Below are 24,384 nucleotides of genomic sequence, written 5' to 3'. Positions count from 1 at the left end.
CTGAACCTCAGGCGCGGCGCTTGTGCTTGGCGTCATCCGAACGCAGCTGCTGGATGCGCTCGAAGTAGCCCGGCTCGATGCCCGTCGGGTAATGCCCGTTGAAGCACGACGAATCGAAGTTGCGCAGCGCCGGATTGCCTTCGCTCACCGCCGCTTCCATGTCTTCGATGTCCTGGTAGATCAGCCAGTCGCAGCCCAGGTGGGCTTCGATTTCCTCGATGCTGCGGTTGTGCGCGACCAGTTCTTCAGCGGCCGGCATGTCGATGCCGTAGATGTTGGGGTAACGCACCGGCGGCGCGGCGCTGGCCAGGTAGACCTTGCGTGCGCCGGCGTCTCGCGCCATCTGCACGATCTGCTGGCTGGTGGTGCCGCGCACGATCGAGTCATCCACCAGCAGCACCACGCGGTTGCGGAATTCCAGGTGGATCGGGTTGAGCTTGCGACGCACCGACTTCACCCGTTCGCCCTGGCCCGGCATGATGAACGTGCGGCCGATGTAACGGTTCTTGATGAAGCCTTCGCGGTACTTCACCCCGAGCACGTTGGAGATCTCCAGCGCAGCATCGCGCGAGGTGTCCGGGATCGGAATGATGGTGTCGATGTCGTGGTCCGGGCGCAGGCGCAGGATCTTCTCGCCCAGCTTGATGCCCATGCGCATGCGCGCCTTGTGCACCGACACGTTGTCGATCATCGAATCGGGGCGTGCGAAGTACACGTACTCGAAGATGCACGGGGTGTGTTCGGCCGGTTCGGCGCAGATTTCCGAGAACAGTTCACCGCGCGCGGTGATCACCAGCGCTTCGCCCGGCTGCACGTCACGCACGCGCTGGAAGCCCAGCACATCCAGTGCCGCCGACTCGGAGGCTACGATGTACTCGTCACCCTCGGCGTGGCTGCGCTTGCCCAGCACCAGCGGGCGGATGCCATGCGGATCGCGGAAAGCAACCAGGCCCAGGCCCAGTACCACGCTGACCACCGCATAGCCGCCCTTGCAGCGGCGGTGCACACCGGCAACCGCGCGGATGGCGGCTTCCGGGCTGAGCTGGCGCTGCTGTTCCAGTTCGTAGGCGAACACGTTCAACAGCACTTCGCTGTCCGAATCGGTGTTGACGTTGCGGCGGTCCTGCTCGAACACCTGCTGGCGCAGGTCCTCGGTGTTGATCAGGTTGCCGTTGTGGGCCAGCGCGATGCCGTACGGCGAATTGACGTAGAACGGCTGCGCCTCGTCCATGCCTTCCGAACCGGCGGTCGGGTAGCGCACATGGGCGATACCGACACTGCCTTCCAGGGTGGACATGGTGCGTGCATCGAAGACATCGCGGACCAGGCCGGTGGCCTTCTGCACCCGCAGGCGGCTGCCGTTGACGGTGGCGATGCCCGCCGCGTCCTGGCCGCGATGCTGGAGGACGGTCAAGCCGTCATACAACTGCCCGGCGACGTTCTGGTTGCCGACGATTCCGACGATGCCACACATGATGCGAGGTCTCCGCTGGGCTGTGCCCAGTTACAAGGAAGGTGGCCGTACCTGGCCAGAGTTGTCGCCGCGTCTGCGGTCGACATTGGCCGGGTCGTCCGGCTCGATGCTGCCCGGTAGTGCTGGGGCGTCCGGGCGCACTTCGGCCGGATCGTATGCCTCGCCCTGTTCCGCCTTCGCAGGCCGCAGCCATCCGCTGCCCGCCACTATCTGACCGAGTACGCCATTATCGCCTGTCGCCCCCGGCTTGCCCACTCCGGCGCCGGCACTCTTGCCCAGCTCCATCAACGCAGATGGGGACAGTGCGTCCATCGGCAAGGCCTTGGGCAGCAGGTCGGCCCCCGGCACCTGCCAGTGCGGCAGCTTGCTGTTCATCCAGGCCACGGCCGGGTTCAGCACCGGCCGCAGCGCCGAGCCGCGCCAGGAGGGTTCGGCAGTGAGCGGGGTGAAGCCGGCCAGCAGCAACAACACGGCCGCGATGAGGCCCCCACGAACAGCGCCGAGGACGCCGCCCAGCAGGCGGTCCAGGCTGCCCAGCATGTTGCGGTGGACGATGGCCTTGATGACCATGCCGATCACCGCGACGACGATCATCACGCCGATGCCGACGCTGAGGTAGCCGCCGATGAAATGCTCGCCGCCGGGCGCGGCCGGTGCCGCCCACCAGCGTGCGGCATCGTTGCCGAAGGCGAAGGCCGCCCAGGCGGCCACCAGCCACGATACGGTGCCGATGACGATGCCGACGAAGCCGCGCAGCAACCCGAGCAGGGTGGAGGCGGCGATCACGATCAGCAGCACCACGTCGATCATGGCGCCCCGCTCCTTCGGCGGCGCTGGCAACGGGGCTGCGTACAGGTCATGGGTGCGGTCGCACCATGCCGGCCACGCCGACCTTGGCGGCGACCTGCGCCTTCAACTGTTCGGCATCGGCGCGGTTGGCGACCGGCCCAACACGGACCCGGTGCAGGCTGCCCTTTTCGGTGCGCACCTGCTCGACAAAGGCACTGAAGCCTGCCGCGCGGACCTTGTCGCGCAGGGCGTTGGCATCGTTGGCCTGGCCGAATGCGCCAAGCTGCACGGCAAAACCCACTCCGCTGGCAGCCGGCGCGGCCGGCGTAGTCGGCGGCGTGGCCGGCTTGCTGGCGGTCGCTTCCGGCTTGGGCTCGGGCTTCGGTTCCGGCTTGGTCACTGGCTTGGCAGCCGGCGGTGCTGCTGCGGTCGGCGTGCTCGGCGGCAGGCTTTCACTGCGCACCGGATTGCCGGTCGCCGATGGCGTGGCCGCCGCAACGGGCGTACTGGCGCTCGGCACGGGTGCAGGCGTGCTTGCCACCGGCGCGCTGGTCGAGGGCTTGGCATCGAGGGTGATGACTTCTGCCTTCACGTCGGCGCGGACCTTCACCGCCTGCAGCCGGCCCGCTTCGGCCTGCGCACGGTCGGCATACGGTCCAACGCGCACGCGCCAGGCCGGGCGACCGTTGATCGATGCGGTCTCGATGAAGCCCGGAAGCTGCGAACGCTTGAGGTAGGCGACCACCGCATCGGCGTCTGCCTGGCTGCCGTAGGCGCCGAAGGTCACCGCGTAGTTGCCGGCGGCGACTGCCGGTGAAGTGTCCACGGTCGGCGGTGCAGCCGGTGCGGCGGCCTCCTCGACCGGACGGGCCTGGCCGCTCTGCAGGCCGGTGGCGCCACCGGCAGGCGCGACCAGCGGCAGTTCGCGGGTTTCGAACTGGCCATCGGCCGGCGCATCGGGCGCGGCGATCGGCACATTGGCCACGCCGCTGTCCGGGGCCGGGCCCTTGACGAGCATCGGCAGGAAGATGACGGCCAAGGCCACCAGGACGATGGCACCAATCAGACGCTGTTTCAGGGGCGTATCCACGTAGGGCAGGCGGCAGGCTGGACGTTGCGGTCGATTATACGGGTGCGCGACCGGACGGCGTCGGTAATGGCTGAACGGCGGTCAGGCGTGGGCCTGCAGCCATTGCAGCGCAGCGGCGGCGGTATGGAAGGAACCGAACACCAATACCCGGTCGCCGCGCTCGGCACGGGCCAGCACCTGCGCCAGCGCTTGTTCGACCGTGTCGACCAACGCCGCAGCGGCCGCAGCGGTATCGGTCAGGCGCGCCTGCAACTGCGCCGCGCTCTGCCCACGCGGGCCATCCAGGCCGGCCAGGGTCCAGTCGCCCACCACCTCCTGCAGGGCCTGCACCACGCCCACGGCGTCCTTGTCCTGCAGCGCGGCATACACCGCCAGGGTGCGCCCGGGGGATGCCTCGGCCTTCAGCGCGCGCGCCAGTTGACCGGCTGCCTGCGGGTTGTGGCCGACATCGACGCGAACCTGCACGCCATCGCGCTCGAACGCCTGCAGCCGCCCGGCGATGCGCGCCGCTGCCACGCCTGCGGCCCATGCCGCGCGCGGCACTGGCTTGTCCAGCGCACGCAGCGCAGCGATCGCCGCACCGGCGTTGGCCAGCTGGATCGGCCCGGCCAGCGTCGGGGTCGGCAGCTCCAGGCGGGTGCCGACATCGCGCCAGCGCCAACGCTGCGCGTCGATCGGTTCGTAGAAATAGTCGCTGCCACCGCGGATCGCATTGGCACCCACCAGGTAGGCGCGCGCCAGCACGCTCGACGGCGGATCGGTCTCGCCCAGGATCACCGGCTTCCAGCCGCGGATGATGCCGGCCTTCTCGGCACCGATGGCCTCGCGGTCCTCGCCCAGCCATTCGGCATGATCGATGTCCACGGTGGTGATCACCGACACGTCGGCGTTGACGATGTTGACCGCATCCAGGCGGCCGCCAAGGCCGACTTCCAGTACGGCCAGATCAAGATCGGCATCGGCGAACAACTGCAGCGCGGCCAGCGTGCCGTACTCGAAATAGGTCAGCGTCACATCACCGCGCGCGGCCTCGACCGTGTTGAACGCAGCGACCAGTGCGGCGTCGTCGGCATCCTGGCCATCGATGCGTACGCGCTCGTTGTAGCGCAGCAGGTGCGGCGAGGTGTACGCACCAACCTTCCAGCCCGCAGCGCGCGCGATGGCTTCGATGAAGGCAACGGTGGACCCCTTGCCGTTGGTACCACCGACCACGATGGTGTGCCTGGCCGGCGTGCCCAGGCCCATCGCGGTGGCCACGGTGCGCACGCGCTCCAGCCCCATGTCGATGCTTGCCGGGTGCTGGCGTTCAATGTAATCCAGCCATTCGGCCAGAGTGGTCGGGGTGTTCTTCACGGCAAGGCTTCCAACAGGTACAGGTGGTTCAGGACAGGAAATTCAGAGTGCGCGGTGCTTGGCTTCGCCGAAGAACGGCGTGTGGTGGGCGCAGTCGTTCATGCGCACCACTTCCAGGCTGTCCAGGTCAGGCCCTTCAAGCAGGTTGAGGGTGGTCGGTGCCTGGCGGAAGGTCCACAGCCGCGACAGCGGCAGGCCCAGCACCTTGCACAGGATCACCCGGTTGACCGCGTCGTGGGCGACCACCAGCAGCGTGTCGTGTTCGCCAAGGCCTTCAGCGGCACGGGCGAGGCCGCGCCAGCTGCGCTCCAGCACCAGGCGCAGCGACTCGCCGCCCGGCATCAGTACGGTGTCCGGCTCATCGCGCCAGGCCTGCAGGCGCGACGGATCTTTTTCGTTGATTTCGCTGGCCAGCAGACCTTCCCACTCACCGTGTGCGATCTCCTGCAGTTCCGGCTCGGTCAGCAGCATGTCGGCGCGTGCAGCGCCAAGGGCCAGCTGCGCGGTGCGCTGGGCGCGCGACAGCGGCGAGGCCACCGCGCGGGAGATGTCCACCGACGCCAGGCGGGCGCCAAGCGCCTGGGCCTGGGCTTCACCGATGGGCGAAAGCGGAATGTCGATCTGGCCTTGGTAGCGGCCTTCAGCGTTCCACGGCGTTTCGCCGTGACGGGCAAGCAGGATGCGCATGCGAACAAGGGGTCCTTGGGGGAGGAAGTTTCCGCGTTTCGTTCACATCCTGTGAAGTGCGCGGAACCGGGATGATACCTGTTCGGCGGACCGGGCCGGACGGGGCATGAAAAAACCCCGCGACAGACGTCGCGGGGTTTCAGGTTTCCTACGGATTCCGCCGGGCATGGCCCGGCGCTACCGGAGGCGGCCAGTAGATCCACGCCATGCGTGGATAGACCGCCAGCGACCGCAGACGGATCATTTCGCCAGGTTCAGTTCCTTCAGCAACTGCGGCGCCGGCGCCACTTCCTGCATGATCCACTGCATGTAGCGGCTGTCGACGGCGATCATGCGGGTCATCACCGGGTCGAACACCCAGTTGGAGCTGACCGATTCCCAGTTGCCGTCGAAGGCCAGGCCAACCAGCTTGCCGTTGGCATCGAGCACCGGCGAACCGGAGTTGCCACCGGTGATGTCCAGGTTGGACAGGAAGTTCACCGGCACCGAACCAATGCGCTTGTCTTCCAGGCCGCCATAACGCTTGGCCTTGACCGCATCCAGCAGCGCCTTCGGCGAGTCGAACGGATCCTCACCGGTTTCCTTCGCCGCCACACCTTCCAGGGTGGTGAACGGGGTGTACTGCACGCCGTCCTTGCCATAGCCCATGACGTTGCCGAAGGTGATGCGCAGCGACAGGTTGGCATCCGGGTAGACGAATTCGCCCTGGCTCTTCTTGTAATCGGCCACGGCCTGCAGGTACAGCGGACGCGCGGTCAGCGATTCGCCTTCGCGGATCTTCTTCTGCTCTTCCTGCTTCAGCAGCGCCGGCATGACGGCCACCGCGTACTGGATGGCCGGATCATTGCTGGCTTCAAACGCAGCGCGATCGGCCTTGAACCACTTCAGGCGGTTGTCCAGGCTGCCCAGCTCGGTGCCGCCCAGCTTGGTCACCAGCGACTTCACCGCAGCGGCATCGCTGCCGGCCAGCCACGTGTTCAGCACTTCGTTGTCGCGCTGCGCCGCCGGCAGGGCCACGTACTGGTCGAGCCAGTAGGCCTGCAGCTGCTGGTCCATCTTCGCCACGTAGCGGCGATCCATCTGCTTCAGGCTGCCTTCGATGGTGGTCAGGTCACGATCCTGGTAGCCGGCTTCGCGCTCGGCGTCGGGCTTGCTGCGCTCGATCGACAGGCGGTACAGGGTGATCGCAGCGCCGACGGTCGAGGTGTTGTTGAACTGGCCAACAAACAGGTCGCGCTCGCGCGTGGACTTGCTGGTATCCAGGTGCTGCAGCAGCTGCGCGTGCGCAGCCAGCGCCGGCTTGCCGGCAGCGCCCTGCTTCTTCAGCCAGGCCAGCACCGCCGCTTCTTCGGCCTGCTTCTGGCCGGCCGCATCGATGCGCTTGAAGCCCTCCAGCTGGCCCAGGTAGTTCTTGGCCACGTTGTTCATGCTGGCGGCGGTGGCGGCGTACTTCACCTTGACGTCGGCGTCGGCCTTGCCGGCGTCGGCAATCATCTTCAGCACCGCGTTGTAGTGCTTGGCGATGGTCGGATAGGTGAAGCTGGCGGTTTCGTTGAACTCGCCGGCCAGCGCGTAACGGTTGGTGCGGCCCGGGTAGCCGGCCACCATCACGAAGTCGTCGGCGCCCAGCGGCGTATCGGCGAACTTCAGGAAGTGCTTGGGCTGGTACGGCACGTTGTCGGCCGAGAACGCCGCCGGCTTGCCGTCCTTGCCGACGTAGGCACGGTAGAACGAGAAATCACCGGTGTGGCGCGGCCACATCCAGTTGTCGACGTCGCCGCCGAACTTGCCGACGCTGCCCGGAGGTGCATAGACCAGGCGCACGTCCTTGATTTCCAGGTTGCGGAACAGGCGGTAGGTGTTGCCGCCGGAGAACGAGTACAGGCGGCAGCGGAAGCCGGCATCGGCTTCACAGGCGGCGACCTGGGCCTTGTCGAAGGCATCCAGCGCGCGGCTGCGGGCCAGCGGATCCTTGCCGGCGCCGGCGATGGCCGCCTTGGCCTGGGCGGTGACGTCGGTGATCTGGTCGAGCACGAACACGCGGGCGTTCGGGCCGGCGCTCAGTTCATCGCTGTGCTTGGGCGCGTTGAAGCCGTCCTTGATCAGGTTCTTCTGCGCGGTCGAGTTCAGCTGGATGGCGCCGTAGGCACAGTGGTGGTTGGTGACCACCAGACCCTGCGGGGACACGAAGCTGGCGGTGCAGCCGCCCAGCGCGACCACCGCGCCCATCGGGTCGCCAGTCAGGTTGGCCAGCTGTTCCGGGGACAGCTTGAGGCCGGCCTTCTGCAGCGGGCCGGCGATTTCCGGCAGCTGCTGCGGCACCCACATGCCTTCAGCGGCATGGGCGACCTGGACCAGCCCAAGGCTGGCGACGACGGAGAATGCAAGCAGGTTCGAGCGCATGGAGCGGCCCCTGGTAGTGGAACCTTCGATTGTAGCCCGCCACCCTGCCCCGCCCCGAACCCCGGAAGTCATGGGCCGGGCGCACCGATGCCCCGGTAGCAGCCAACCCTGGTTGGCACCCACGCATCCGCCGGGCATGGCCCGGCGAGCGCAGCGGCGCCGTTCGAAACGCCCGCCTGCGCACAGCTTTCGTTCCACCAATGCACCCGCAGCGCAACATGGGAAATCCGCGTGGCGCCCTATAATCCGCGCTTTCCCCCTGATGAGTTCCACCCCGATGGCGCAGCAAACGATGAAGGCCCTGGTCAAGCGCGAAGCGGCCAAGGGCATCTGGATGGAAGAAGTTCCGGTGCCGACCCCAGGCCCCAACCAGGTCCTGATCAAGCTGGAAAAGACTGCGATCTGCGGCACCGACCTGCACATCTACCTGTGGGACGAATGGAGCCAGCGCACGATCAAGCCGGGCCTGACCATCGGCCACGAGTTCGTCGGTCGAATCGCAGAGATCGGCCCGGGCGTGACCGGCTACGAGATCGGCCAGCGCGTCTCGGCCGAAGGCCACATCGTCTGCGGTCACTGCCGCAACTGCCGCGGCGGTCGTCCGCACCTGTGCCCGAACACCGTCGGCATCGGCGTCAACGTCAACGGCGCGTTCGCCGAATACATGGTGATGCCGGCCAGCAATCTGTGGCCGATCCCCGACCAGATCCCGTCCGAACTGGCCGCCTTCTTCGACCCGTACGGCAACGCCGCGCACTGCGCGCTGGAATTCAACGTCATCGGCGAAGACGTGCTGATCACCGGCGCCGGCCCGATCGGCATCATTGCGGCAGGCATCTGCAAGCACATCGGTGCGCGCAACGTGGTGGTGACCGACGTCAACGACTTCCGCCTGAAGCTGGCCGCCGACATGGGTGCTACCCGCGTGGTCAACGTCGCCAACACGTCGCTGAAGGACGTGATGAAGGAACTGCACATGGAGGGCTTCGACGTGGGCCTGGAAATGAGCGGCAATCCGCGCGCGTTCAACGACATGCTCGACTGCATGTACCACGGCGGCAAGATCGCCATGCTCGGCATCATGCCCAAGGGCGCCGGCTGCGACTGGGACAAGATCATCTTCAAGGGCCTGACCGTGCAGGGCATCTACGGCCGCAAGATGTACGAGACCTGGTACAAGATGACCCAGCTGGTGCTGTCCGGCTTCCCGCTCGGCAAGGTGATGACCCACCAGCTGCCGATCGACGACTTCCAGAAGGGCTTCGACCTGATGGAAGAAGGCAAGGCAGGCAAGGTGGTATTGAGCTGGAACTGATCCTGCGCTTCGTGCACAAATGGTGGGTGCCGAGCTTGCTCGGCACGCCCTGGAATTGAAAAAGGCGCCCATTGGGCGCCTTTTTCTTTGGTGTTGCCGGCCAGCGGCCGGCACTACCGTAACGCCTGCGCGTTACTTTCCGACCGCCACGCTCAGCATCACCCGGCTGTGCGCCAGCTTGCCGGAGTTGTCGCGGCCATTGCCGTCGGTGCCGTAGTAGCCCAGGCCGACATTGAACAGGCCGAACTGGCGGGCGACGCCGACGTTCCAGTCGGTGTAGTCCTTGGCAATCCCGTCCTCGAAGGTGCTGCGACCCACGTTGGCATTGAGCGTGAACTCCTTCGGCAAGCCCCAGCTGCCACCCAGGCCGAAGTACCAGCCATCGGTGCTGCTGTTCCACACGTCGTTGCTGTAGGCCACCGTCAGCTTGTAGGTGTCGTCCAGCGTGGTGGTGGTGATCAGCTCGTTGTAGTTCTGGTGGCTGGCCTTGAGGTAGGTGTAACGGTTCAACAGCACGTCGAAGTTGACGCGCTCGGTCACGTCCACGCCGTAGCCGATCAGGTAGTCGACCTCGGTCTTCGGATCGCCTGCGCCGAAGTCGACGCCCGAGCCCCAGACGCCGGCATACAGGCCGACCGGGCTGGTGTAGGTGAATCCGGCCTGCAGGGTGGGATCCTCATCGGTCTGCGACACACCACGGAACAGGTAATCCGAGACGGCGGTGACGTTCCAGCTGTACGGAGATTCGTTGTCCTGGGCGCTGGCGGCGAACGGCGCGAGGGTCAGGGCGGCGGCAATGGCGAGGCAGGCACGGGCGTGCTTCATGGGCGTCTCCGGTGGGGTCGGTGGCGTGGAAGGCGGGATCTGCAGCGGGCGCAGCGACCGGAGCCAGACAGCCCCGGTTCACGAATTTTTAACCCGTTTGCTATTGCGATGCAACATGTGCCGGCCATGGCGGTGCCCCCTCCGGCCCGGTCCGCAGCCGTCGATGCCCGGTAGAATCAGTGGTTTCCCGTGCTGAGCCGTGCCCACGCCATGACCGACTCCTCCGCCCTGACCCGCCACTATGCTGAGGAACTGGACGCCATCCGCGCCCAGGGCCTGTTCAAGTCCGAGCGGATCATCACCAGCCCGCAGTCCGCCGAGATCACCCTCGAAGACGGCCGCACGGTGCTGAACTTCTGCGCCAACAACTATCTCGGCCTGGCCGACCATCCGGACCTGATCCAGGCTGCGAAGGACGCGCTGGACAGCCATGGTTTCGGCATGGCCTCGGTGCGCTTCATCTGCGGCACCCAGGACCTGCACAAGCAGCTGGAGAAGCAGATCGCCGGCTTCTTCGGCAAGCAGGACACCATCCTGTACGCGGCCTGCTTCGATGCCAACGGCGGCCTGTTCGAGCCGCTGCTCGGCGAGAACGACGCGATCATCTCCGATGCGCTGAACCACGCCTCGATCATCGACGGCGTGCGCCTGTGCAAGGCCAAGCGCTTCCGCTACGCCAACTGCGACATGGCCGACCTGGAGGCGCAGCTGCAGGCCGCCGATGCGGCCGGCTGCAAGACCAAGCTGATCACCACCGACGGCGTGTTCTCGATGGACGGCTTCATCGCGCCGCTGGACGAAATCACCGCACTGGCGAAGAAGTACAACGCGCTGGTGCACATCGACGAATGCCATGCCACCGGCTTCCTCGGCGCGACGGGCCGCGGCTCGGCCGAGGTCAAGGGCGTGCTGGAGAAGATCGACATCATCACCGGCACCCTGGGCAAGGCCATGGGCGGCGCACTGGGTGGCTTCACCTGCGCCAGCGCCGAAGTGATCGAGCTGCTGCGCCAGCGCTCGCGTCCGTACCTGTTCTCCAACTCGCTGCCGCCGCACGTGGTCGCCGCCGGCATCAAGGCCTTCGAGATGCTGGCCGCAGCCGATGACCTGCGCAGTACCCTGACCGAGAACACCACCTACTTCCGCGAGAAGATGACCGCTGCCGGCTTCGACGTGAAGCCTGGCGTGCACCCGATCAGCCCGGTGATGCTGTACGACGCACCGCTGGCGCAGAAGTTCGCCGAACGGCTGCTGGAAGAAGGCATCTATGCGATCGGTTTCTTCTTCCCGGTGGTGCCCAAGGGCCAGGCGCGCATCCGCACCCAGATCAGCGCCGCGCACAGCCGCGAGCACCTGGACCGGGCGATCGGTGCGTTCACCCGCATCGGCGTCGAGCTGGGCGTGATCAAGGGCTGATCACCGCCGGGGCCGGATCCCCCATGGGTAGCGCCGGGCCATCCCGGCGGTTTCCCGATAGCCGGCCCATGCGCTCGCCGGGCACGGCCCGGCGCTGAACATCAGGACGTGCCGACCAAGGTCGGCACCCACCCAGTACTATTTCTTCTTTTTCTTCTTGTCCTTGGGCTCGTCCTTGCTGGCGACCACCACCGGCTTGGCGGCAGCATCCTGCCCATTGCCCTTGGCCACGCGGATGCCATTGGCTTTCATCCAAGCATCGAACTGGTCGGCGGTCATCTTCTGGTCGCCGTTGCTCATCATGAAGCGATAGCTGCCGCGGCCATCCAGTTCCGGGGTCTTCACTTCAACCACCGGGGTCTCGGCCGGGCGATCGGCCTTGGCCGTCTTCTTGTGGCCGCCGCAGGCCGTCAACAGCACGATCGGCAACAACAGGCTGGCGCAGCGCAGGGTTTGCTTGAGGGTCGGGTGATACATCGGCAGGCTCCGTTCTGGACATTCGACAACCAGGCGCCCCCTACGCCTGGAACGGTGGCCGGCAACCGCCGGCCGTGGGCATCACTCAGCCCGGTGCAGCGGCCCCCAGCCGCTGCTGGTCGCTGACCTCCAGCGCCCGCCACTGGCCCTTGCCGAGATCGCCGAGCGTGAGCTCTCCGATCGCAACGCGGACCAGGCGCAGCACCTGCAGGTCGAAGGCCGCCAGCAGGCGGCGGATATGGCGGTTGCGGCCCTCGTCGAGGACCACCTCCAACCAGGCAGTCTTTTCGCCGCTGCGCAGCACGCGCACGGCCAGGGCGAGGAGGAATTCCCCCTCGTCTTCGACACCGGCGCGCAGCGCCGCCAGGGTGTCGTCATCGGGCAGGCGGTCGACCTGCACGTGGTAGGTCTTCTGCGGTCCGGTCTGCGGATCGGTCAGGCGCGCGGCCCACTGCGGATCGTTGCTGAACAGCAACAGGCCTTCACTGGCCTTGTCCAAGCGACCGACCGGCGCGATCCACGGCAGGCCGGCGCCATCGAAGCAGCGGTAAACGGTGTCGCGGCCACGCTCATCCTGCACGGTGGTGACCACCCCGCGCGGCTTGTTGAGCATCAGGTACACACGTTGCGGTGCGCCCATCGGCTGGCCGTCGACCTCGATCGGCGGCGCCGGGCTGGCAATCGGAAATTCCGGATCACGGACGATGCGCCCGGCGACACGGACACGGCCATCGGCGATCCAGCGCGCGGCCTCGCTGCGCGAGCACACGCCGGCCTTGGACAGCACGCGCGCCAGGCCATGGCGCACGCCAGCGAAAACCGCAGGAGGATTCGCACGCCCACGCGCAGCGTGGGAGTGGGCAGCGGGAGCAGCAGGTGGGCGGCGCGTGCGCAAGCCTCTGCTCCCCGCCGCGCTTACTTCTTGTCGACCGGCTTGGTCTCAGCCGGTACTTCGGCTGCGGCCGGGGTGGCTGCCGGAACCGGACGCGCCTTGACCACGCGTACGCCGCGCGCCTTCATCCAGGCGTCGAACTCTTCGGCGGTCATGCGCTTGCCGTTCTGGCTCATGTCGAAGCGCCACGGCGTGTTGTCGAACTCGGTCTGCGGCTTGTACGCGGCAGGATCATTCGGCTTCACCGCTGGCGCGCTCGGAATCGCCTTGGCGATGTTCTGGCAGCCATCGATGCGCAACCGCTGCAGCACCTGGTCCAGCGACTGCGACGGATCGTAGCTGCTGCCCAGCACGCCGCTGGCCATGCCCAACTGGCTGCTGCGGATGTACAGCTCGTCGGCCACCGGGGCGACGGCCGTGGCCGGCAACGGCAGCGGCGAAGCGCTGGTGTTGACCGAGCAATCGACCGCAGCGTGAGCAGCAGGAACCAGGGCCAGCGCCAGAACGGCAGCCGATGCAGAGCGCAGCATGAGGGCATCCACGAAAGGAAGTGACGCGGCGAGTTTAGCAATGCCACGTCATCTTTCAAGCGCCACTTTCAATGAATACGGCAACTCATTGGTTTCATAAGCAAATTGCCGACGAACGGTCGCCACTAGAGCGCTGATTCATCATTCCGGACCGCACAAACAACAAGACCCGGCCGAAGCCGGGTCCTGCTGTGTCCTACTGGCAGAGCGTCAGAACTTAGTTCTGGACGTTCAGCTCGGTACGACGGTTCTTGGCGCGACCTTCCGGATTGTCCGAACCATCCGGGTTGGTGTTCGGCGCAATCGGACGGCTCTCGCCGTAGCCGATCGGACCGGCCAGACGGCCAGCGTCGACGCCGTTCTGGGTCAGGTAGTTGTACACCGCAGTGGCGCGGCGCTCCGACAGCTTCTGGTTGTAAGCGTCGGTACCCTTCGAGTCGGTGTGACCGGCGACTTCAACGCGCAGATCCGGGTAACGCTTCAGGATCTCGGTGGCTTCGCTCAGGATGGCCACAGCGTCCGGACGCAGGTTCGACTTGTCGAAGTCGAAGTTCACGCCCTTCAGGTCGATCGAGACCGGCACCGGGCAACCGTCCGGACCGATGGTCTGACCCGGCTGCGAGTTCGGGCACTTGTCGTCGCAGTTGTTGACGCCGTCACCGTCGTCATCCAGGTCGGCGCAGCTCGGGGCAACCGGAGCCGGAGCCGGAGCAGCAGCCACCGGAGCCGGGCCCAGCGGGATCACGACGCCGACCGAAGCCAGCACGTCGCCGAACCAGCTTTCGTCGCGCGCAGCGATGCTCTGGTCGTCGAAGTCAGCGCGGTAGGCCACTTCGGCGCGGACAGCAACGCGCTTGTCGAAGGTGGTCTGCAGGCCGACGCCCAGCTTGGCAGCCAGGTTGCCGTCCTTGCGCTCACGCGGACCGTTGGTGTCCAGAGCCGGGTACTCTTCTTCCGACTTCTGGTAGCCCAGGCCGCCCACGATGTAGGGGTTCCAGCCGCGGCCTTCCTTGATGAAGTGGCGACGCAGATCGAACGACACGCCGTACTGCGACCAGTTCTGATCCTGGTTGGCGTCGAAGTTCGGGTTCTGATAGTTCAGCTCACCATCCAGCGACCAGTTCGGGCTGATGAACTTGCCCAGACCCAGGGTCACGAACGGAGCGTCGTTGGTCAGACGGTCGTTATCCTGGAAGTTGAAGCCGGCCGAACCGGTCAGGTACCAGCGGTCATCGAACTCCTGCGCCGACGCAGCCTGGGCGAAAGCCAGACCGCCCAGCAGCGCGGCAGTAAGGATCTTCTTGTTCATTGAGTACAGCTCCTATTTCGGGGGTATGAAACCGGTAGAGGCATGGGCCAGCACTACTGCGTCGATGTTCAGACAGCCGATTCAGCACGCCACCGCCGCGAACATTATGCTCAGGCGGGTGAAGGTCATGTTAACAGTCCCGTAACATGTGAAGCGTCGTGCACGACCGGCTACCGGCCCGACGTTGAAACCCTATACAGGATGATGAAAATCCGCAAGACCCACATACCACAAGGGTTTGGAAGGGTTTAAGGGCCAAATGCGACAGTTTTGGCTCTGGTTTATCGCAAAGCGGTTCAGCGCGCGCCCGTCGAGGTGAGGAACCTTATGATGCAGACAGGAACCGAGCTGGAGCCGCAATGAAAGCCGTCGCCCTGTGTCGTGAATCCGCCCCTGCCCTGCGCGATCTGGTGCTGCCACCACCGCAGCCGCCGCGGGGCCGTGACCTGCTGATCCGTGTCGAAGCACTTTCCGTCAATCCCGTGGATGGGAAGCTGCGTGCAGGCACGTCGGCCGCATCGCTGGATTCTCCGCGCATTCTCGGCTGGGACGCCGCTGGCGTGGTCGAAGCAATGGGCGAGGAGGCCAGCCTGTTCGCCTCCGGTGACGAGGTCTACTACGCAGGAGATGTCACCCGCCCTGGCTGCAATGCGCAGTATCAGCTGGTGGATGAGCGGCTGGTGGCGCGCAAACCGACCACACTCGACTTCGCCGAAGCGGCCGCGCTGCCGCTGACCACCCTGACCGCCTGGGAACTGCTATTCCAGCGCATGCCCCTGCTGCTTGATGACCGCCGCCACGCCGGCCAGCGCCTGCTGGTGATCGGCGGTGCCGGCGGCGTCGGCTCGATGGCGATCCAGCTGGCCCACCACGCCGGCTTCGAGGTCATTGCCACCGCCTCGCGTGAAGCCTCGATCGACTGGTGCCGTCGGATGGGCGCCCAGCATGTCATCGACCATCGCCAGCCCCTGCTACCGCAGTTGCAGGCGCTTGGCATCGACGACGTGCAGGTGGCACTCAATCTGGCCGATACCGATCACTACTGGGACGAACTGGGCCAGCTGCTGGCGCCGCAGGGACATGTCGGGCTGATCGTCGAACCGCGCGGCCCACTGCGCATCGGCGATCCCTACAAGGCCAAGTGCATCGGTATCCATTGGGAATTCATGTTCGCCCGCGCGCGCTTTGCCACCGCCGACCGCATCGAGCAGCACCGCATCCTCAACCGCGCCGCCAGCATGATCGATGCAGGCCAGTTGCGCGGCACGCTGAGCGAGGTGCTGGGGCCGATCAACGCGACCAACCTGGAAGCCGCCCACCAGCGCTTGGCCGGCGGCCGCACCATCGGCAAGCTGGCGCTGGCCGGCTGGGACGACTGATCGACTATTGCGCGCGCCGAGCACGGCTTGACGCTGTGCTCGTCGCAGCCTGTGGCGGTGGATTGGCAGGCATCTGTATCTATTGAATGCTCGATTTCGGAGATAGGGTGGAAACAGATCCCTGCCGCGAGCCTGTCATGCCCACCGCCCTGCCCCTGCGCCTGCTGCAACTGATCATCGGCCTGTTCCTCTACGGCTTCGGCGCCTCGCTGATGATCCGCGCCGCGATCGGTGTCGCGCCGTGGGATGTGCTGTCGCAGGGCATTGCTGCACAGACCCCGTTGTCGTTCGGCCTGGCCACCAACGTGATCGGTGCGCTGGTGCTGCTGCTGTGGTGGCCACTGCGACAGAAGCCCGGTGTCGGCACCGTGCTCAACGTGATGCTGATAGGCCCTTCAGCCCAGTTCGGTCTGTGGCTGCTGCCCCCGGCCGTCGGCCTGGGCTGGCAGGTGGCGATGTTCTGCGCCGGCATGCTGCTGGTGGCGCTGGCCACCGGCCTGTACATCGGCGCGAAGCTGGGCCCTGGCCCGCGCGATGGCCTGATGACCGGGTTGCACGCACGCACCGGCTGGCCGATCTGGAAGGTGCGCAGCCTGATTGAAGGCAGCGTGCTGCTGCTGGGCTGGTGGCTGGGTGGCAACATCGGCGTCGGCACACTCGCCTTCGCCCTGCTGATCGGGCCGCTGTGCGGGATCACCCTCGGCTGGTTCGGGATCGGCCGGCCGGCGGTCGGTAGCGCCGGGCCACGCCCGGCGAGCGCGCAGCGCGGCCACGGGTAGTCGCGTCCGCCGGGCATGGACCGGCGCTACCCATCTGCCAGCCCTTGCCCCCGGCGCCGTTTCGCGGCACCCTTCGCGCTTCCGTACGCAAGCGTATCGATATGTCGCCAGCCAACGAAAGCGCCTTCCCCCACCTGTTCGCCCCGCTGGACCTGGGCTTCACCCAGCTGCGCAACCGGGTGCTGATGGGCTCGATGCACACCGGCCTGGAGGACCGCGCACGCGACTTCCCGCGCCTGGCTGCCTACTTCGCAGAGCGCGCCGAAGGCGGTGTCGGCCTGATCGTCACGGGCGGCTTTGCGCCGAACGTGGTGGGCTGGCTCAAGCCGTTCGGCGGCAAGCTGTCCTGGCCCTGGGAAGTGCGCCCGCATCGGCAGCTGACCGCCGCCGCGCAACAGCACGGCGCGAAGATCTGCCTGCAGCTGCTGCATGCCGGGCGCTATGCCTATCACCCGCTGTCCGTAGCGCCGTCGAAGCTGAAGGCGCCGATCAATCCGTTCACCCCGCGTGCCTTGTCGGCCAGCGGCGTCGAGCGGCACATCGCCGACTACGCACGCAGCGCGAAGCTGGCTCGCGAGGCCGGCTACGACGGCGTGGAAGTGATGGGCTCGGAGGGCTACCTCATCAACGAGTTCATTGCCCCGCGCACCAACAAGCGCAACGACCGCTGGGGCGGTGATGCCGCGCAGCGCATGCGCTTCGCGGTGGAGATCGTGCGTCGCATCCGCGAAGCCTGCGGTCCGGATTTCATCATCATCTACCGCCTGTCGCTGGTCGACCTGGTTGAAGACGGCAGCAACTGGGAAGAGATCGTGCAGCAGGCCCAGGCCATCGAGGCCGCCGGTGCGACGATCCTCAATTCCGGCATCGGCTGGCATGAAGCGCGCATTCCGACCATTGCCACGTCGGTACCGCGTGGCGCGTTCGCCGCGGTCACCGCCAAGCTCAAGCCACACGTGACGTTGCCGCTGGTGGCGACCAACCGCATCAACATGCCCGAGGTCGCCGAACGCATCCTCGCCGATGGCGGTGCCGACATGGTGTCGCTGGCACGCCCGCTGCTGGCCGATCCGCAGTGGCCGAACAAGGCCCGCGCCGGCCGTGCCGAGGCCATCAATACGTGCATCGCCTGCAACCAGGCCTGCCTGGACCACGTGTTCGAGAACAAGCTGGCCAGTTGCCTGGTCAACCCGCGCGCTGCCCACGAGACCGAGCTGGTCTACACCCCGACCACCGCACCGAAGCGGGTGGCCGTGGTCGGTGCAGGTCCGGCCGGGCTGGCCTGCGCCACGGTTGCTGCCGAACGCGGCCACCAGGTCACCCTGTTCGACGCCAGCGAGGAGATCGGTGGCCAGTTCAACGTGGCCAAGCGCATTCCCGGCAAGGAAGAATTCCACGAGACCTTGCGCTACTTCCGCCACAAGCTGGCCGAGACCGGCGTGCAGCTGCGCCTGGGCACCCGTGCCGACGCAGCCAGCCTGGCCGGTTTCGACGAGGTCGTGCTGGCCACCGGCATCGTGCCGCGCAAGGTCGACTTCCCCGGTGCCGACCACGCCAAGGTGGTCAACTACCTGGACGTGCTGCTGGGCCGGGTCGAGGTCGGTGCCAGCGCCGCCATCATCGGCGCCGGCGGCATCGGCTTCGATGTCGGCGAGTTCCTTGCCCACGACGGCCCTTCGCCGTCGCTGGACCCGCAGCGCTGGATGGCCGAATGGGGCGTGGATGCCACCTTCGAGGCCCGCGGCGCACTGGCCCGGCCCGCCGTGGAGGCATCGCCGCGCAGGCTGTGGCTGCTGCAGCGCAGCGCCGGCAAGCCCGGTGCGCGGCTGGGCAAAACCACCGGCTGGATCCACCGCGCCACGCTGAAAGCCAAGGGCGTGCGCATGCTGGGCGGTGTCGAGTATCTGGGCGTGGACGATGCGGGCCTGCGCATCCGCGTCGATGGCAGCGAACAACTGCTGCCGGTCGACCATGTGGTGATCTGTGCCGGGCAGGAACCGCAGCGCGCACTGCAGGCCGAACTGCAGGCAGCCGGCATCGCCGCACAGCTCATCGGCGGTGCCGATGTCGCCGCCGAACTGGATGCAAAACGCGCCATTGACCAGGGCAGTCGCGTCGCGGCCGCGCTCTGATAAGCGCCTGAATGGGGGCTGCAACGTGATTTCCGTCACCGGCCCCCAAGCTGAATGTCAAGCCGGACGATTCAGGATGCGTTCGGCAATGCCCCCCTACCTTGCGCCATCTTTCCGCTCACCAGCCAGTTTCCGGTGAGCCGGTGCGGACCCCGCCGATCGATCCACGATCGTGTTCTTGGGGCCGCCCACGGGGCAGCCCCGATGGCCGCCTCCCCATGACGCCAAGTCGTACCCCGCCTCCAGCAGCCTGCGCTGCCGGAACCGCCAGGTGCGTCCCACACGGAGCAAGGAGTTATATGAAACTGGCCTGGATTCTCTGGCTGTCGCAGTTGTTGCCGCAGCCGGCCGCTGATTCATTGTGTTTGAGCACCACCGTCTACCTGGAAGCCCGCGACCAGACCCTGCGCGGCCAGCAGGCCGTGGCCGAGGTCGCCCTGCGTCGTCTCGACAGCGGCCTCTGGGGCGACTCGATGTGCCAGGTGGTGACCGCGCGCAAGCAGTTCGCCCCTACCATCGTCTCCCCCGGCACCCAGCTGGGCAACGATGCGGCCTGGAGTGAAGCGATGGACGTCGCCTTCGACGCCGAGCGCAACTGGGCGCTGCCGGCTGGTGAGCGCCGCGAGATCGTACCCGGTGCCAGCCACTTCGCTGCGCTGGCGATTGCCAGCCCGAACTGGCGCAACGCCTACCAGGTGGCCACCATCGGCGATCACACCTTCTACAAAGTGCAGAACCTCAAGCCCCGGCAATCGTAACGATCCGTTGCCGGCGGCAGCGTTGCCGCACGCCGGTGAGCTCTGGGATAGTGGTGGATTCCCGCCACACCCCGCCTGGAGTTCCCATGAAGCTGTACAGCAAGCCCGGTGCCTGTTCCACCGCCGACCACATCGCCCTGCAGTGGACCGGCCAGCCGTTCGAGGTTGAACTGCTGAACAAGGACACCCTGAAGGGTCCGGAATTCCTCAAGATCAATCCGGCCGGCGCCGTGCCGGCGGTCGTCGATGGCGACTTCGTGCTGCTGCAGAACGCAGCGATCATGGGCTACATCGCCGACACCTACCCGCAGGCCGGTCTCGGCGGCGATGGCAGCCCGCGTCAGCGCGCTGAAGCCACCCGCTGGCTGGCCTTCGTCAACTCCGACGTGCACCCGGCGTTCTCGCCGCTGTTCTCGCCAGGCAAGTTCATCGCCGATGAAGGGCAGTACGACGCGATCCGCGCCGCTGCACACAAGCGCCTGCGCGCGCTGTTCGAGACCGCCGACAAGCAGCTGGCCGACAAGCCGTGGCTGGCCGGTTTCCGCAGCTTCGCCGATCCCTACTTCTACATCACCCTGCGCTGGGCGGCCGGCACCAAGGTCGACCTGTCGGGCCTGGACAACCTGGCCGCCTACAAGGCGCGCATGGACGCCGATCCGGGCGTGCAGGCGGCGCTGAAGGCCGAAGGCCTGGCCTGATGGAACCGGGGTCGGACCGGTTCGCATCGCGAACGGCTCCGACCCCATAGGCTCCGTCGGCGCGGTCAGCCGATTTCGCGGATCACTTCGCCCTTCGCATCGCGCAGGAACGTCGGCACCACGTCAACCTGCAGCGTGCTCGATACCGAGTAGGTTCCGCGCTGCGGCCTCACCTGATGCCAGGCCTGCAACGCTGCGTCGTCCAGTCCCCAGCGCACGTTGCCGCCCTCGACCGTGGCGGCGCCATCGGTAGCAGGCACGAACTCCCATTGCCGTTCGCGGCTGACCAGCGTCAGTGACCTGCCGTGGCGCAGGCGCAGTGGCAGCAGTTCACTCACACTGCCAACCTGTCCCGCACCCAGCACCAGCGTGGTGATACCCGCCGTCTGCCGCCAGTCCAGCGTCTCGATGAACAACATGCCCGTACTGGATCCCTCACGCTCGCTGCCGGCCTGCACCTGCGCTGCCAGCGCCGGATCGTCCAGCAGGTTGCGGCGATGCAGATCGGTGATCCACAGCGGCATCGCTGGCTCCAGCACCTGCAGCACACCGCGCGTGGACCAGCGCTTGATTGCGTCCATTTCCCCGTCGGTCAGCCCCACCACCTGCAGGAACTGCAACTGCCCATTGGCGGTCTCGCGCGCGGGCAACTGCGGATCGGCAATGAACGCCAAGTGGCAAAGCCGGGTGTCGGTCTCCAGCGCGATCGGGCCATTGGCGTTGAGGTGGTGGCCATCCTCGAACACGTTGCCGCTGCTGAACACATAGCGCGCCAGATTCTGCAGCAGGTTCATCGGCCACGCAGGCGGCGTGCTGCCTGCATCCTCCCCCTTGTCCGCAGCCAGGCGGAACGTCAGCTCGAAACCATAGCCACTGGTGGCCGCATCACTACTCTCTTTCGCATACAGTTCTGACAGACCGTAGGTGACGTAGTGCCAATGCGGAACCGGTGATTCCGCCCAGTACACGCTGATGCCGTCGAGTGGATCCTGGCCACCCAGCGTGTAAGGCAGCGCGGTACCGAAGTGACGCGGCTCCTGGCCGGCGTACAGCGGTGCCAGCGCGGCATTGATCGCATCCCAACCGGGGGTATCGGTGTCGTCCTGCATGCGGGGCTCCTGGGCGGAAAAAGAGCGGACCACTTTACCCCGCCCGTCAGCCGGTCACGACCTCTGCCGTGACCGGTGCCATCGAGATCTGGATCTCCTGCCACCAGCGCTGGGCCAGCGCCGGGCTGCGTGCCTTGCCGATCGCGGCGATCATTTCCGGACACAGCTTTTCCAGGGTGACCGCGTCGGTACAGCGCTCGATCTTCAGCTGCATGAAGTAGCCTTTCAGGCCGAGATGGCGGCGCACGGCATCGCTCATCGCATCGTACAACTGCTGGTACAGCGCCGGGTCCTGCTCGCGGCCGCTGCAGAGTCCGCGCTGCGGGGCAGGTTCGGCCCTGCCGCCGACCACTTCGATCAGGCCGAGTGCGGCCAATTGCTCCAGCGCATCCTGCGGTGCGCGCAGTCCTTCGAACAAGCCGCGCAGTTCGCTTTCATCGCGCTGACCGTCAACCATCAACAGGATCGAACGCAGCGCCGCCGGCAGGCGTCGGGCGCGGTCTTCGATCTCTTGGCGGCCAGCGGCCGTCTTGGCATGCAGCAGTGCCATAGCTCCCCCTTCCCTCGATGCGATACGCATGCGTGCCCTTGCGGGCACGCTCCCCGGGGCGAGCTTAGCGCACCGGTGGCGGCGAGGAAGCTGCGCTGCAGCACCACTGGATCTCTGTAGAGCCGAGCCCATGCTCGGCTGCGTGTACCTGACCCGGGCAGCCGAGCATGGGCTCGGCTCTACAGGACCGGGTCAACGTCCCAGCGCGCGGCGGATCTCTTCCAGCGCGCCCGGGTCGTCCAGGGTCGACAGATCGCCGGGATCGCGCTGCTCGGCCAATGCCTGCAGCGAACGCCGAAGCAGCTTGCCCGAACGGGTCTTGGGCAGGGCGTTGACCACGTGCACATGCGCCGGCCGCGCCACTGCCCCCAGCGACGCGGTCACCGTGGCCATCATCTCGGCCACCACCGCGGCCGGGTCTTCGCCATCAAGGCCCTGCTTGAGCGTCACGAACACCAGCGGCACCTGCCCCTTCAACTCGTCCTTCACCCCGATCACCGCGGCCTCGGCCACGCGCGGGTGACTGGAGATGGCCTCTTCGATCTCACGCGTGCCCAGGCGATGGCCAGCCACGTTGATCACATCGTCGGTGCGGCCGAGGATGAAGGTATAGCCATCGTCATCGCGGATGGCCCAGTCCAGCGAGCTGTACAGCAGTTCCTTGAAGTGGCTGAAGTAGCTCTGCAGGAAGCGGCTGTCGTCATTCCAGACCGTGCTCATGCAGCCCGGCGGCAACGGCGGCGTCATCACCAGCACGCCCTTCTGCCCGGCCGCCACTTCTTCACCGGTGTTCTCGTCGATCACCTTCATCCGGTAGCCGAGATTCGGGAAGCCAGGCGAGCCGAAACGCACCGGTTTCATGTCCAGGCCTGGCAGCAGCGTCAGCGCCGGCCAACCGGTTTCGGTCTGCCAGTAGTTGTCGATGATCGGCTTGCCCAGCGCGTCGCTGATCCAGTGCGCGGTCGGTTCGTCCAGCGGCTCGCCAGCCAGGAACAGATACTTCAGCGCATCCAGGTCGTGCCGATGGATGAAATCGGCGTCGTGCTTTTTCAGCACGCGGATCGCCGTCGGCGAAGAGAACATCGTGCGTACGTTGTACTGCTCGCACAGCGCCCACCAGATGCCCGGATCGGGGTTGGTCGGCAACCCTTCGTACAGCAGCGAAGTGCAGCCGCCGATCAGCGGGCCATACACGTTGTAGGAATGGCCCACCGCCCAGCCGACGTCGGAGGTGGAGAACATCACCTGCCCCGGCTTGCAGTCGAACACGGTCTGCATCGACTGCGCCATCGCCACCGCATAGCCACCGACATCGCGCTGCACGCCCTTCGGCTTGCCGGTGGTGCCGGAGGTGTACAGCAGGTAGCTGGGTTCGCTCGATTCCAGCCATTGCACCGGCACATCGGTCTGCCCGATCTGCGCACGCAGGCTGGCGTACTCGACGTCACGCCCTTCGATGCGTGGCTCGGCCGGGTCCAGCCCGCGCGACACGATCAGCACGTGCGGCGGCGGATTGCTGGCTTCGGCGCAGGCGGCATCGACCATCACCTTGTACGGAATGAGCTTGCCGCCGCGCATGCCGGCGTCGGCGGCGATCAGCAGCTTCGGCTTGGCATCGTCGATACGCAGCGCGAGGTTGTGCGCTGCGAAGCCACCGAACACCACCGAGTGCACCGCACCGATACGTGCACAGGCAAGCATGGCGAACACGGCCTCGGCCATGTTCGGCATGTAGATCACCACGCGATCACCATGGCCGACGCCAAGGTGTTTCAGCACGGCGGCGAAGTCGTTCACTTCGCGATACAGCTGGCGATAGGTGATTTCGCGGGTGCTGTTGGTTTCGGTGGAGATGGCCACCAGCGCGAGCTGGTCCGGGCGGTCGGCCAGATGCCGGTCGACGGCGTTGTAGCAGAGATTGGTTTGGCCACCGACGTACCAGCGCCGGAACGGCGGGTTGCTGTAGTCGAGCACCTGTTGGGGTGGCTTGTGCCAATGGATGCGCTTGGCTTCCTCGCCCCAGAATGCCTCCGGCTCGTCGATCGAGCGGCGGTAGGTTTCCTCGTAGTTCATGACGCAGCCCTCCCAGACGAAGTCATGGTTCGAGCATAGTCCGGCGCTGGCGCGCGGGCCGCCCTACCTTGGTAGGGGGTGGGATTTGTTCTGCAGGGCTTGCAGCCCTGCACCCGCCGAGGCCGGAGCAACGGCAACGGCAACGGCAACGGCAAAAGCGTGCATTCCGTGGGATGGCGGGGAGGGGGCAGATGGCGGGGGTCGCTGCAAGTACATCCCTGTAAGCTCGGTCGCGCCTTGCTCGTGTGCGCTGTCCTGCGCACACGGCAAGACCGGGGTTGGGCGTCCTGCCCAACCCGCCCGAGGCATGCCTCGGGCCCATGGCGCTCACGCCCCCGCAACCGGA

At 66.6% G+C, this 24,384-nt stretch carries 21 protein-coding genes; 7 read left to right on the top strand and 14 right to left on the bottom strand.

Annotated elements, in window-relative coordinates; translation table 11 throughout:
- Positions 1 to 7 precede the first annotated feature (7 nt).
- The 6 genes from purF to WKB25_RS19830 all read right to left on the bottom strand — a co-directional run bounded on the left by purF (position 8) and on the right by WKB25_RS19830 (position 7,796).
- Entirely contained in the window at positions 8 to 1,474 is a 1,467-nt protein-coding gene (purF, locus tag WKB25_RS19855) for an amidophosphoribosyltransferase (protein ID WP_025878104.1), read from the bottom strand.
- Positions 1,475 to 1,504: 30 nt separating this feature from the next.
- On the bottom strand, positions 1,505 to 2,284 hold the full coding sequence (locus WKB25_RS19850; protein WP_205406357.1) for a CvpA family protein: 780 nt from the start codon (positions 2,282 to 2,284) through the stop codon (positions 1,505 to 1,507).
- A gap of 46 nt (positions 2,285 to 2,330) precedes the next feature.
- The gene (locus WKB25_RS19845; protein ID WP_340572579.1) at positions 2,331 to 3,353 is read right to left on the bottom strand and encodes an SPOR domain-containing protein; all 1,023 of its coding nucleotides are present in this window, start codon (positions 3,351 to 3,353) and stop codon (positions 2,331 to 2,333) included.
- Positions 3,354 to 3,434: 81 nt separating this feature from the next.
- Positions 3,435 to 4,706 (bottom strand): bifunctional tetrahydrofolate synthase/dihydrofolate synthase, encoded by a 1,272-nt coding sequence (gene folC, locus WKB25_RS19840; RefSeq protein ID WP_340572578.1) that lies wholly within the window; start codon positions 4,704 to 4,706, stop codon positions 3,435 to 3,437.
- Between the two features lie 42 nt (positions 4,707 to 4,748).
- On the bottom strand, positions 4,749 to 5,393 hold the full coding sequence (locus tag WKB25_RS19835) for a histidine phosphatase family protein (protein WP_340572576.1): 645 nt from the start codon (positions 5,391 to 5,393) through the stop codon (positions 4,749 to 4,751).
- Between the two features lie 240 nt (positions 5,394 to 5,633).
- Positions 5,634 to 7,796, bottom strand: coding sequence for a S46 family peptidase (locus WKB25_RS19830; RefSeq protein ID WP_340572573.1), 2,163 nt, complete (start codon positions 7,794 to 7,796; stop codon positions 5,634 to 5,636).
- A 292-nt stretch (positions 7,797 to 8,088) separates the two neighbouring features.
- Here WKB25_RS19830 and tdh point away from each other — a divergent pair, with 292 nt between their 5' ends.
- Positions 8,089 to 9,111, top strand: coding sequence for an L-threonine 3-dehydrogenase (gene tdh / locus WKB25_RS19825; RefSeq protein ID WP_032952044.1), 1,023 nt, complete (start codon positions 8,089 to 8,091; stop codon positions 9,109 to 9,111).
- A 132-nt stretch (positions 9,112 to 9,243) separates the two neighbouring features.
- On the opposite strand, the gene WKB25_RS19820 is transcribed toward tdh, so the two are convergent.
- Complete coding sequence (locus WKB25_RS19820) at positions 9,244 to 9,936, bottom strand: TorF family putative porin (protein ID WP_340572572.1); 693 nt, start codon at positions 9,934 to 9,936, stop codon at positions 9,244 to 9,246.
- Between the two features lie 210 nt (positions 9,937 to 10,146).
- Between WKB25_RS19820 and kbl the strand changes: the two genes are divergently transcribed.
- Positions 10,147 to 11,352, top strand: coding sequence for a glycine C-acetyltransferase (kbl, locus tag WKB25_RS19815; RefSeq protein ID WP_340572571.1), 1,206 nt, complete (start codon positions 10,147 to 10,149; stop codon positions 11,350 to 11,352).
- 138 nt (positions 11,353 to 11,490) lie between these two features.
- Here the strand turns inward: kbl and WKB25_RS19810 are convergent, their stop codons facing one another.
- From WKB25_RS19810 to WKB25_RS19795, 4 genes are all read right to left on the bottom strand, one after another.
- A complete protein-coding gene (locus WKB25_RS19810) occupies positions 11,491 to 11,829 on the bottom strand; it encodes a hypothetical protein (RefSeq protein WP_025878095.1) in 339 nt (112 codons plus the stop codon).
- A gap of 85 nt (positions 11,830 to 11,914) precedes the next feature.
- Complete coding sequence (locus WKB25_RS19805; protein ID WP_340572569.1) at positions 11,915 to 12,724, bottom strand: pseudouridine synthase; 810 nt, start codon at positions 12,722 to 12,724, stop codon at positions 11,915 to 11,917.
- 20 nt (positions 12,725 to 12,744) lie between these two features.
- Entirely contained in the window at positions 12,745 to 13,251 is a 507-nt protein-coding gene (locus tag WKB25_RS19800) for a hypothetical protein (RefSeq protein ID WP_049467667.1), read from the bottom strand.
- Positions 13,252 to 13,468: 217 nt separating this feature from the next.
- Positions 13,469 to 14,560: an OmpA family protein gene (locus WKB25_RS19795; protein ID WP_049467654.1), complete on the bottom strand. Its 1,092-nt coding sequence runs from the start codon at positions 14,558 to 14,560 to the stop codon at positions 13,469 to 13,471.
- A gap of 359 nt (positions 14,561 to 14,919) precedes the next feature.
- Here WKB25_RS19795 and WKB25_RS19790 point away from each other — a divergent pair, with 359 nt between their 5' ends.
- The 5 genes from WKB25_RS19790 to WKB25_RS19770 all read left to right on the top strand — a co-directional run bounded on the left by WKB25_RS19790 (position 14,920) and on the right by WKB25_RS19770 (position 20,306).
- A complete protein-coding gene (locus WKB25_RS19790) occupies positions 14,920 to 15,939 on the top strand; it encodes a zinc-binding alcohol dehydrogenase family protein (RefSeq protein WP_340572568.1) in 1,020 nt (339 codons plus the stop codon).
- Between the two features lie 137 nt (positions 15,940 to 16,076).
- Positions 16,077 to 16,718 carry a hypothetical protein gene (locus WKB25_RS19785; protein ID WP_340572567.1) on the top strand — a complete coding sequence of 214 codons (642 nt, stop codon included), beginning with the start codon at positions 16,077 to 16,079 and terminating at the stop codon, positions 16,716 to 16,718.
- Between the two features lie 101 nt (positions 16,719 to 16,819).
- The gene (locus tag WKB25_RS19780) at positions 16,820 to 18,850 is read left to right on the top strand and encodes an NADPH-dependent 2,4-dienoyl-CoA reductase (protein WP_340572565.1); all 2,031 of its coding nucleotides are present in this window, start codon (positions 16,820 to 16,822) and stop codon (positions 18,848 to 18,850) included.
- A gap of 299 nt (positions 18,851 to 19,149) precedes the next feature.
- Positions 19,150 to 19,608, top strand: a complete 459-nt coding sequence (locus WKB25_RS19775; protein WP_025878087.1) for a cell wall hydrolase — start codon at positions 19,150 to 19,152, stop codon at positions 19,606 to 19,608.
- 86 nt (positions 19,609 to 19,694) lie between these two features.
- Positions 19,695 to 20,306 carry a glutathione S-transferase N-terminal domain-containing protein gene (locus WKB25_RS19770; protein WP_100463223.1) on the top strand — a complete coding sequence of 204 codons (612 nt, stop codon included), beginning with the start codon at positions 19,695 to 19,697 and terminating at the stop codon, positions 20,304 to 20,306.
- Positions 20,307 to 20,371: 65 nt separating this feature from the next.
- On the opposite strand, the gene WKB25_RS19765 is transcribed toward WKB25_RS19770, so the two are convergent.
- The 3 genes from WKB25_RS19765 to prpE all read right to left on the bottom strand — a co-directional run bounded on the left by WKB25_RS19765 (position 20,372) and on the right by prpE (position 24,038).
- The gene (locus WKB25_RS19765) at positions 20,372 to 21,415 is read right to left on the bottom strand and encodes a suppressor of fused domain protein (RefSeq protein ID WP_340572564.1); all 1,044 of its coding nucleotides are present in this window, start codon (positions 21,413 to 21,415) and stop codon (positions 20,372 to 20,374) included.
- Between the two features lie 46 nt (positions 21,416 to 21,461).
- On the bottom strand, positions 21,462 to 21,965 hold the full coding sequence (locus WKB25_RS19760; protein ID WP_340572563.1) for a hypothetical protein: 504 nt from the start codon (positions 21,963 to 21,965) through the stop codon (positions 21,462 to 21,464).
- A 192-nt stretch (positions 21,966 to 22,157) separates the two neighbouring features.
- A complete protein-coding gene (prpE, locus tag WKB25_RS19755; RefSeq protein WP_340572562.1) occupies positions 22,158 to 24,038 on the bottom strand; it encodes a propionate--CoA ligase in 1,881 nt (626 codons plus the stop codon).
- Positions 24,039 to 24,384 lie beyond the last annotated feature (346 nt).

The organism is Stenotrophomonas sp. G106K1, from assembly GCF_037969685.1.
In the GTDB taxonomy this organism is placed as follows: domain Bacteria; phylum Pseudomonadota; class Gammaproteobacteria; order Xanthomonadales; family Xanthomonadaceae; genus Stenotrophomonas; species Stenotrophomonas lactitubi.
The sequence above is the reverse complement of the archived record's forward strand: the minus strand, read 5'-3'. Positions and strand labels throughout refer to the sequence as shown.

What these genes read in the sequence shown, in the direction of transcription:
- WKB25_RS19850 (WP_205406357.1), bottom strand. Translation starts at nt 2,284, where the DNA reads ATGATCGACGTGGTGCTGCTGATCGTGATCGCCGCCTCCACCCTGCTC.
- WKB25_RS19770 (WP_100463223.1), top strand. Translation starts at nt 19,695, where the DNA reads ATGAAGCTGTACAGCAAGCCCGGTGCCTGTTCCACCGCCGACCACATC.
- WKB25_RS19790 (WP_340572568.1), top strand. Translation starts at nt 14,920, where the DNA reads ATGAAAGCCGTCGCCCTGTGTCGTGAATCCGCCCCTGCCCTGCGCGAT.
- WKB25_RS19780 (WP_340572565.1), top strand. Translation starts at nt 16,820, where the DNA reads ATGTCGCCAGCCAACGAAAGCGCCTTCCCCCACCTGTTCGCCCCGCTG.
- WKB25_RS19820 (WP_340572572.1), bottom strand. Translation starts at nt 9,936, where the DNA reads ATGAAGCACGCCCGTGCCTGCCTCGCCATTGCCGCCGCCCTGACCCTC.
- tdh (WP_032952044.1), top strand. Translation starts at nt 8,089, where the DNA reads ATGAAGGCCCTGGTCAAGCGCGAAGCGGCCAAGGGCATCTGGATGGAA.
- WKB25_RS19830 (WP_340572573.1), bottom strand. Translation starts at nt 7,796, where the DNA reads ATGCGCTCGAACCTGCTTGCATTCTCCGTCGTCGCCAGCCTTGGGCTG.
- WKB25_RS19760 (WP_340572563.1), bottom strand. Translation starts at nt 21,965, where the DNA reads ATGGCACTGCTGCATGCCAAGACGGCCGCTGGCCGCCAAGAGATCGAA.
- prpE (WP_340572562.1), bottom strand. Translation starts at nt 24,038, where the DNA reads ATGAACTACGAGGAAACCTACCGCCGCTCGATCGACGAGCCGGAGGCA.
- WKB25_RS19835 (WP_340572576.1), bottom strand. Translation starts at nt 5,393, where the DNA reads ATGCGCATCCTGCTTGCCCGTCACGGCGAAACGCCGTGGAACGCTGAA.
- WKB25_RS19785 (WP_340572567.1), top strand. Translation starts at nt 16,077, where the DNA reads ATGCCCACCGCCCTGCCCCTGCGCCTGCTGCAACTGATCATCGGCCTG.
- WKB25_RS19775 (WP_025878087.1), top strand. Translation starts at nt 19,150, where the DNA reads ATGAAACTGGCCTGGATTCTCTGGCTGTCGCAGTTGTTGCCGCAGCCG.
- WKB25_RS19765 (WP_340572564.1), bottom strand. Translation starts at nt 21,415, where the DNA reads ATGCAGGACGACACCGATACCCCCGGTTGGGATGCGATCAATGCCGCG.
- WKB25_RS19795 (WP_049467654.1), bottom strand. Translation starts at nt 14,560, where the DNA reads ATGAACAAGAAGATCCTTACTGCCGCGCTGCTGGGCGGTCTGGCTTTC.
- kbl (WP_340572571.1), top strand. Translation starts at nt 10,147, where the DNA reads ATGACCGACTCCTCCGCCCTGACCCGCCACTATGCTGAGGAACTGGAC.
- purF (WP_025878104.1), bottom strand. Translation starts at nt 1,474, where the DNA reads ATGTGTGGCATCGTCGGAATCGTCGGCAACCAGAACGTCGCCGGGCAG.
- WKB25_RS19800 (WP_049467667.1), bottom strand. Translation starts at nt 13,251, where the DNA reads ATGCTGCGCTCTGCATCGGCTGCCGTTCTGGCGCTGGCCCTGGTTCCT.
- WKB25_RS19810 (WP_025878095.1), bottom strand. Translation starts at nt 11,829, where the DNA reads ATGTATCACCCGACCCTCAAGCAAACCCTGCGCTGCGCCAGCCTGTTG.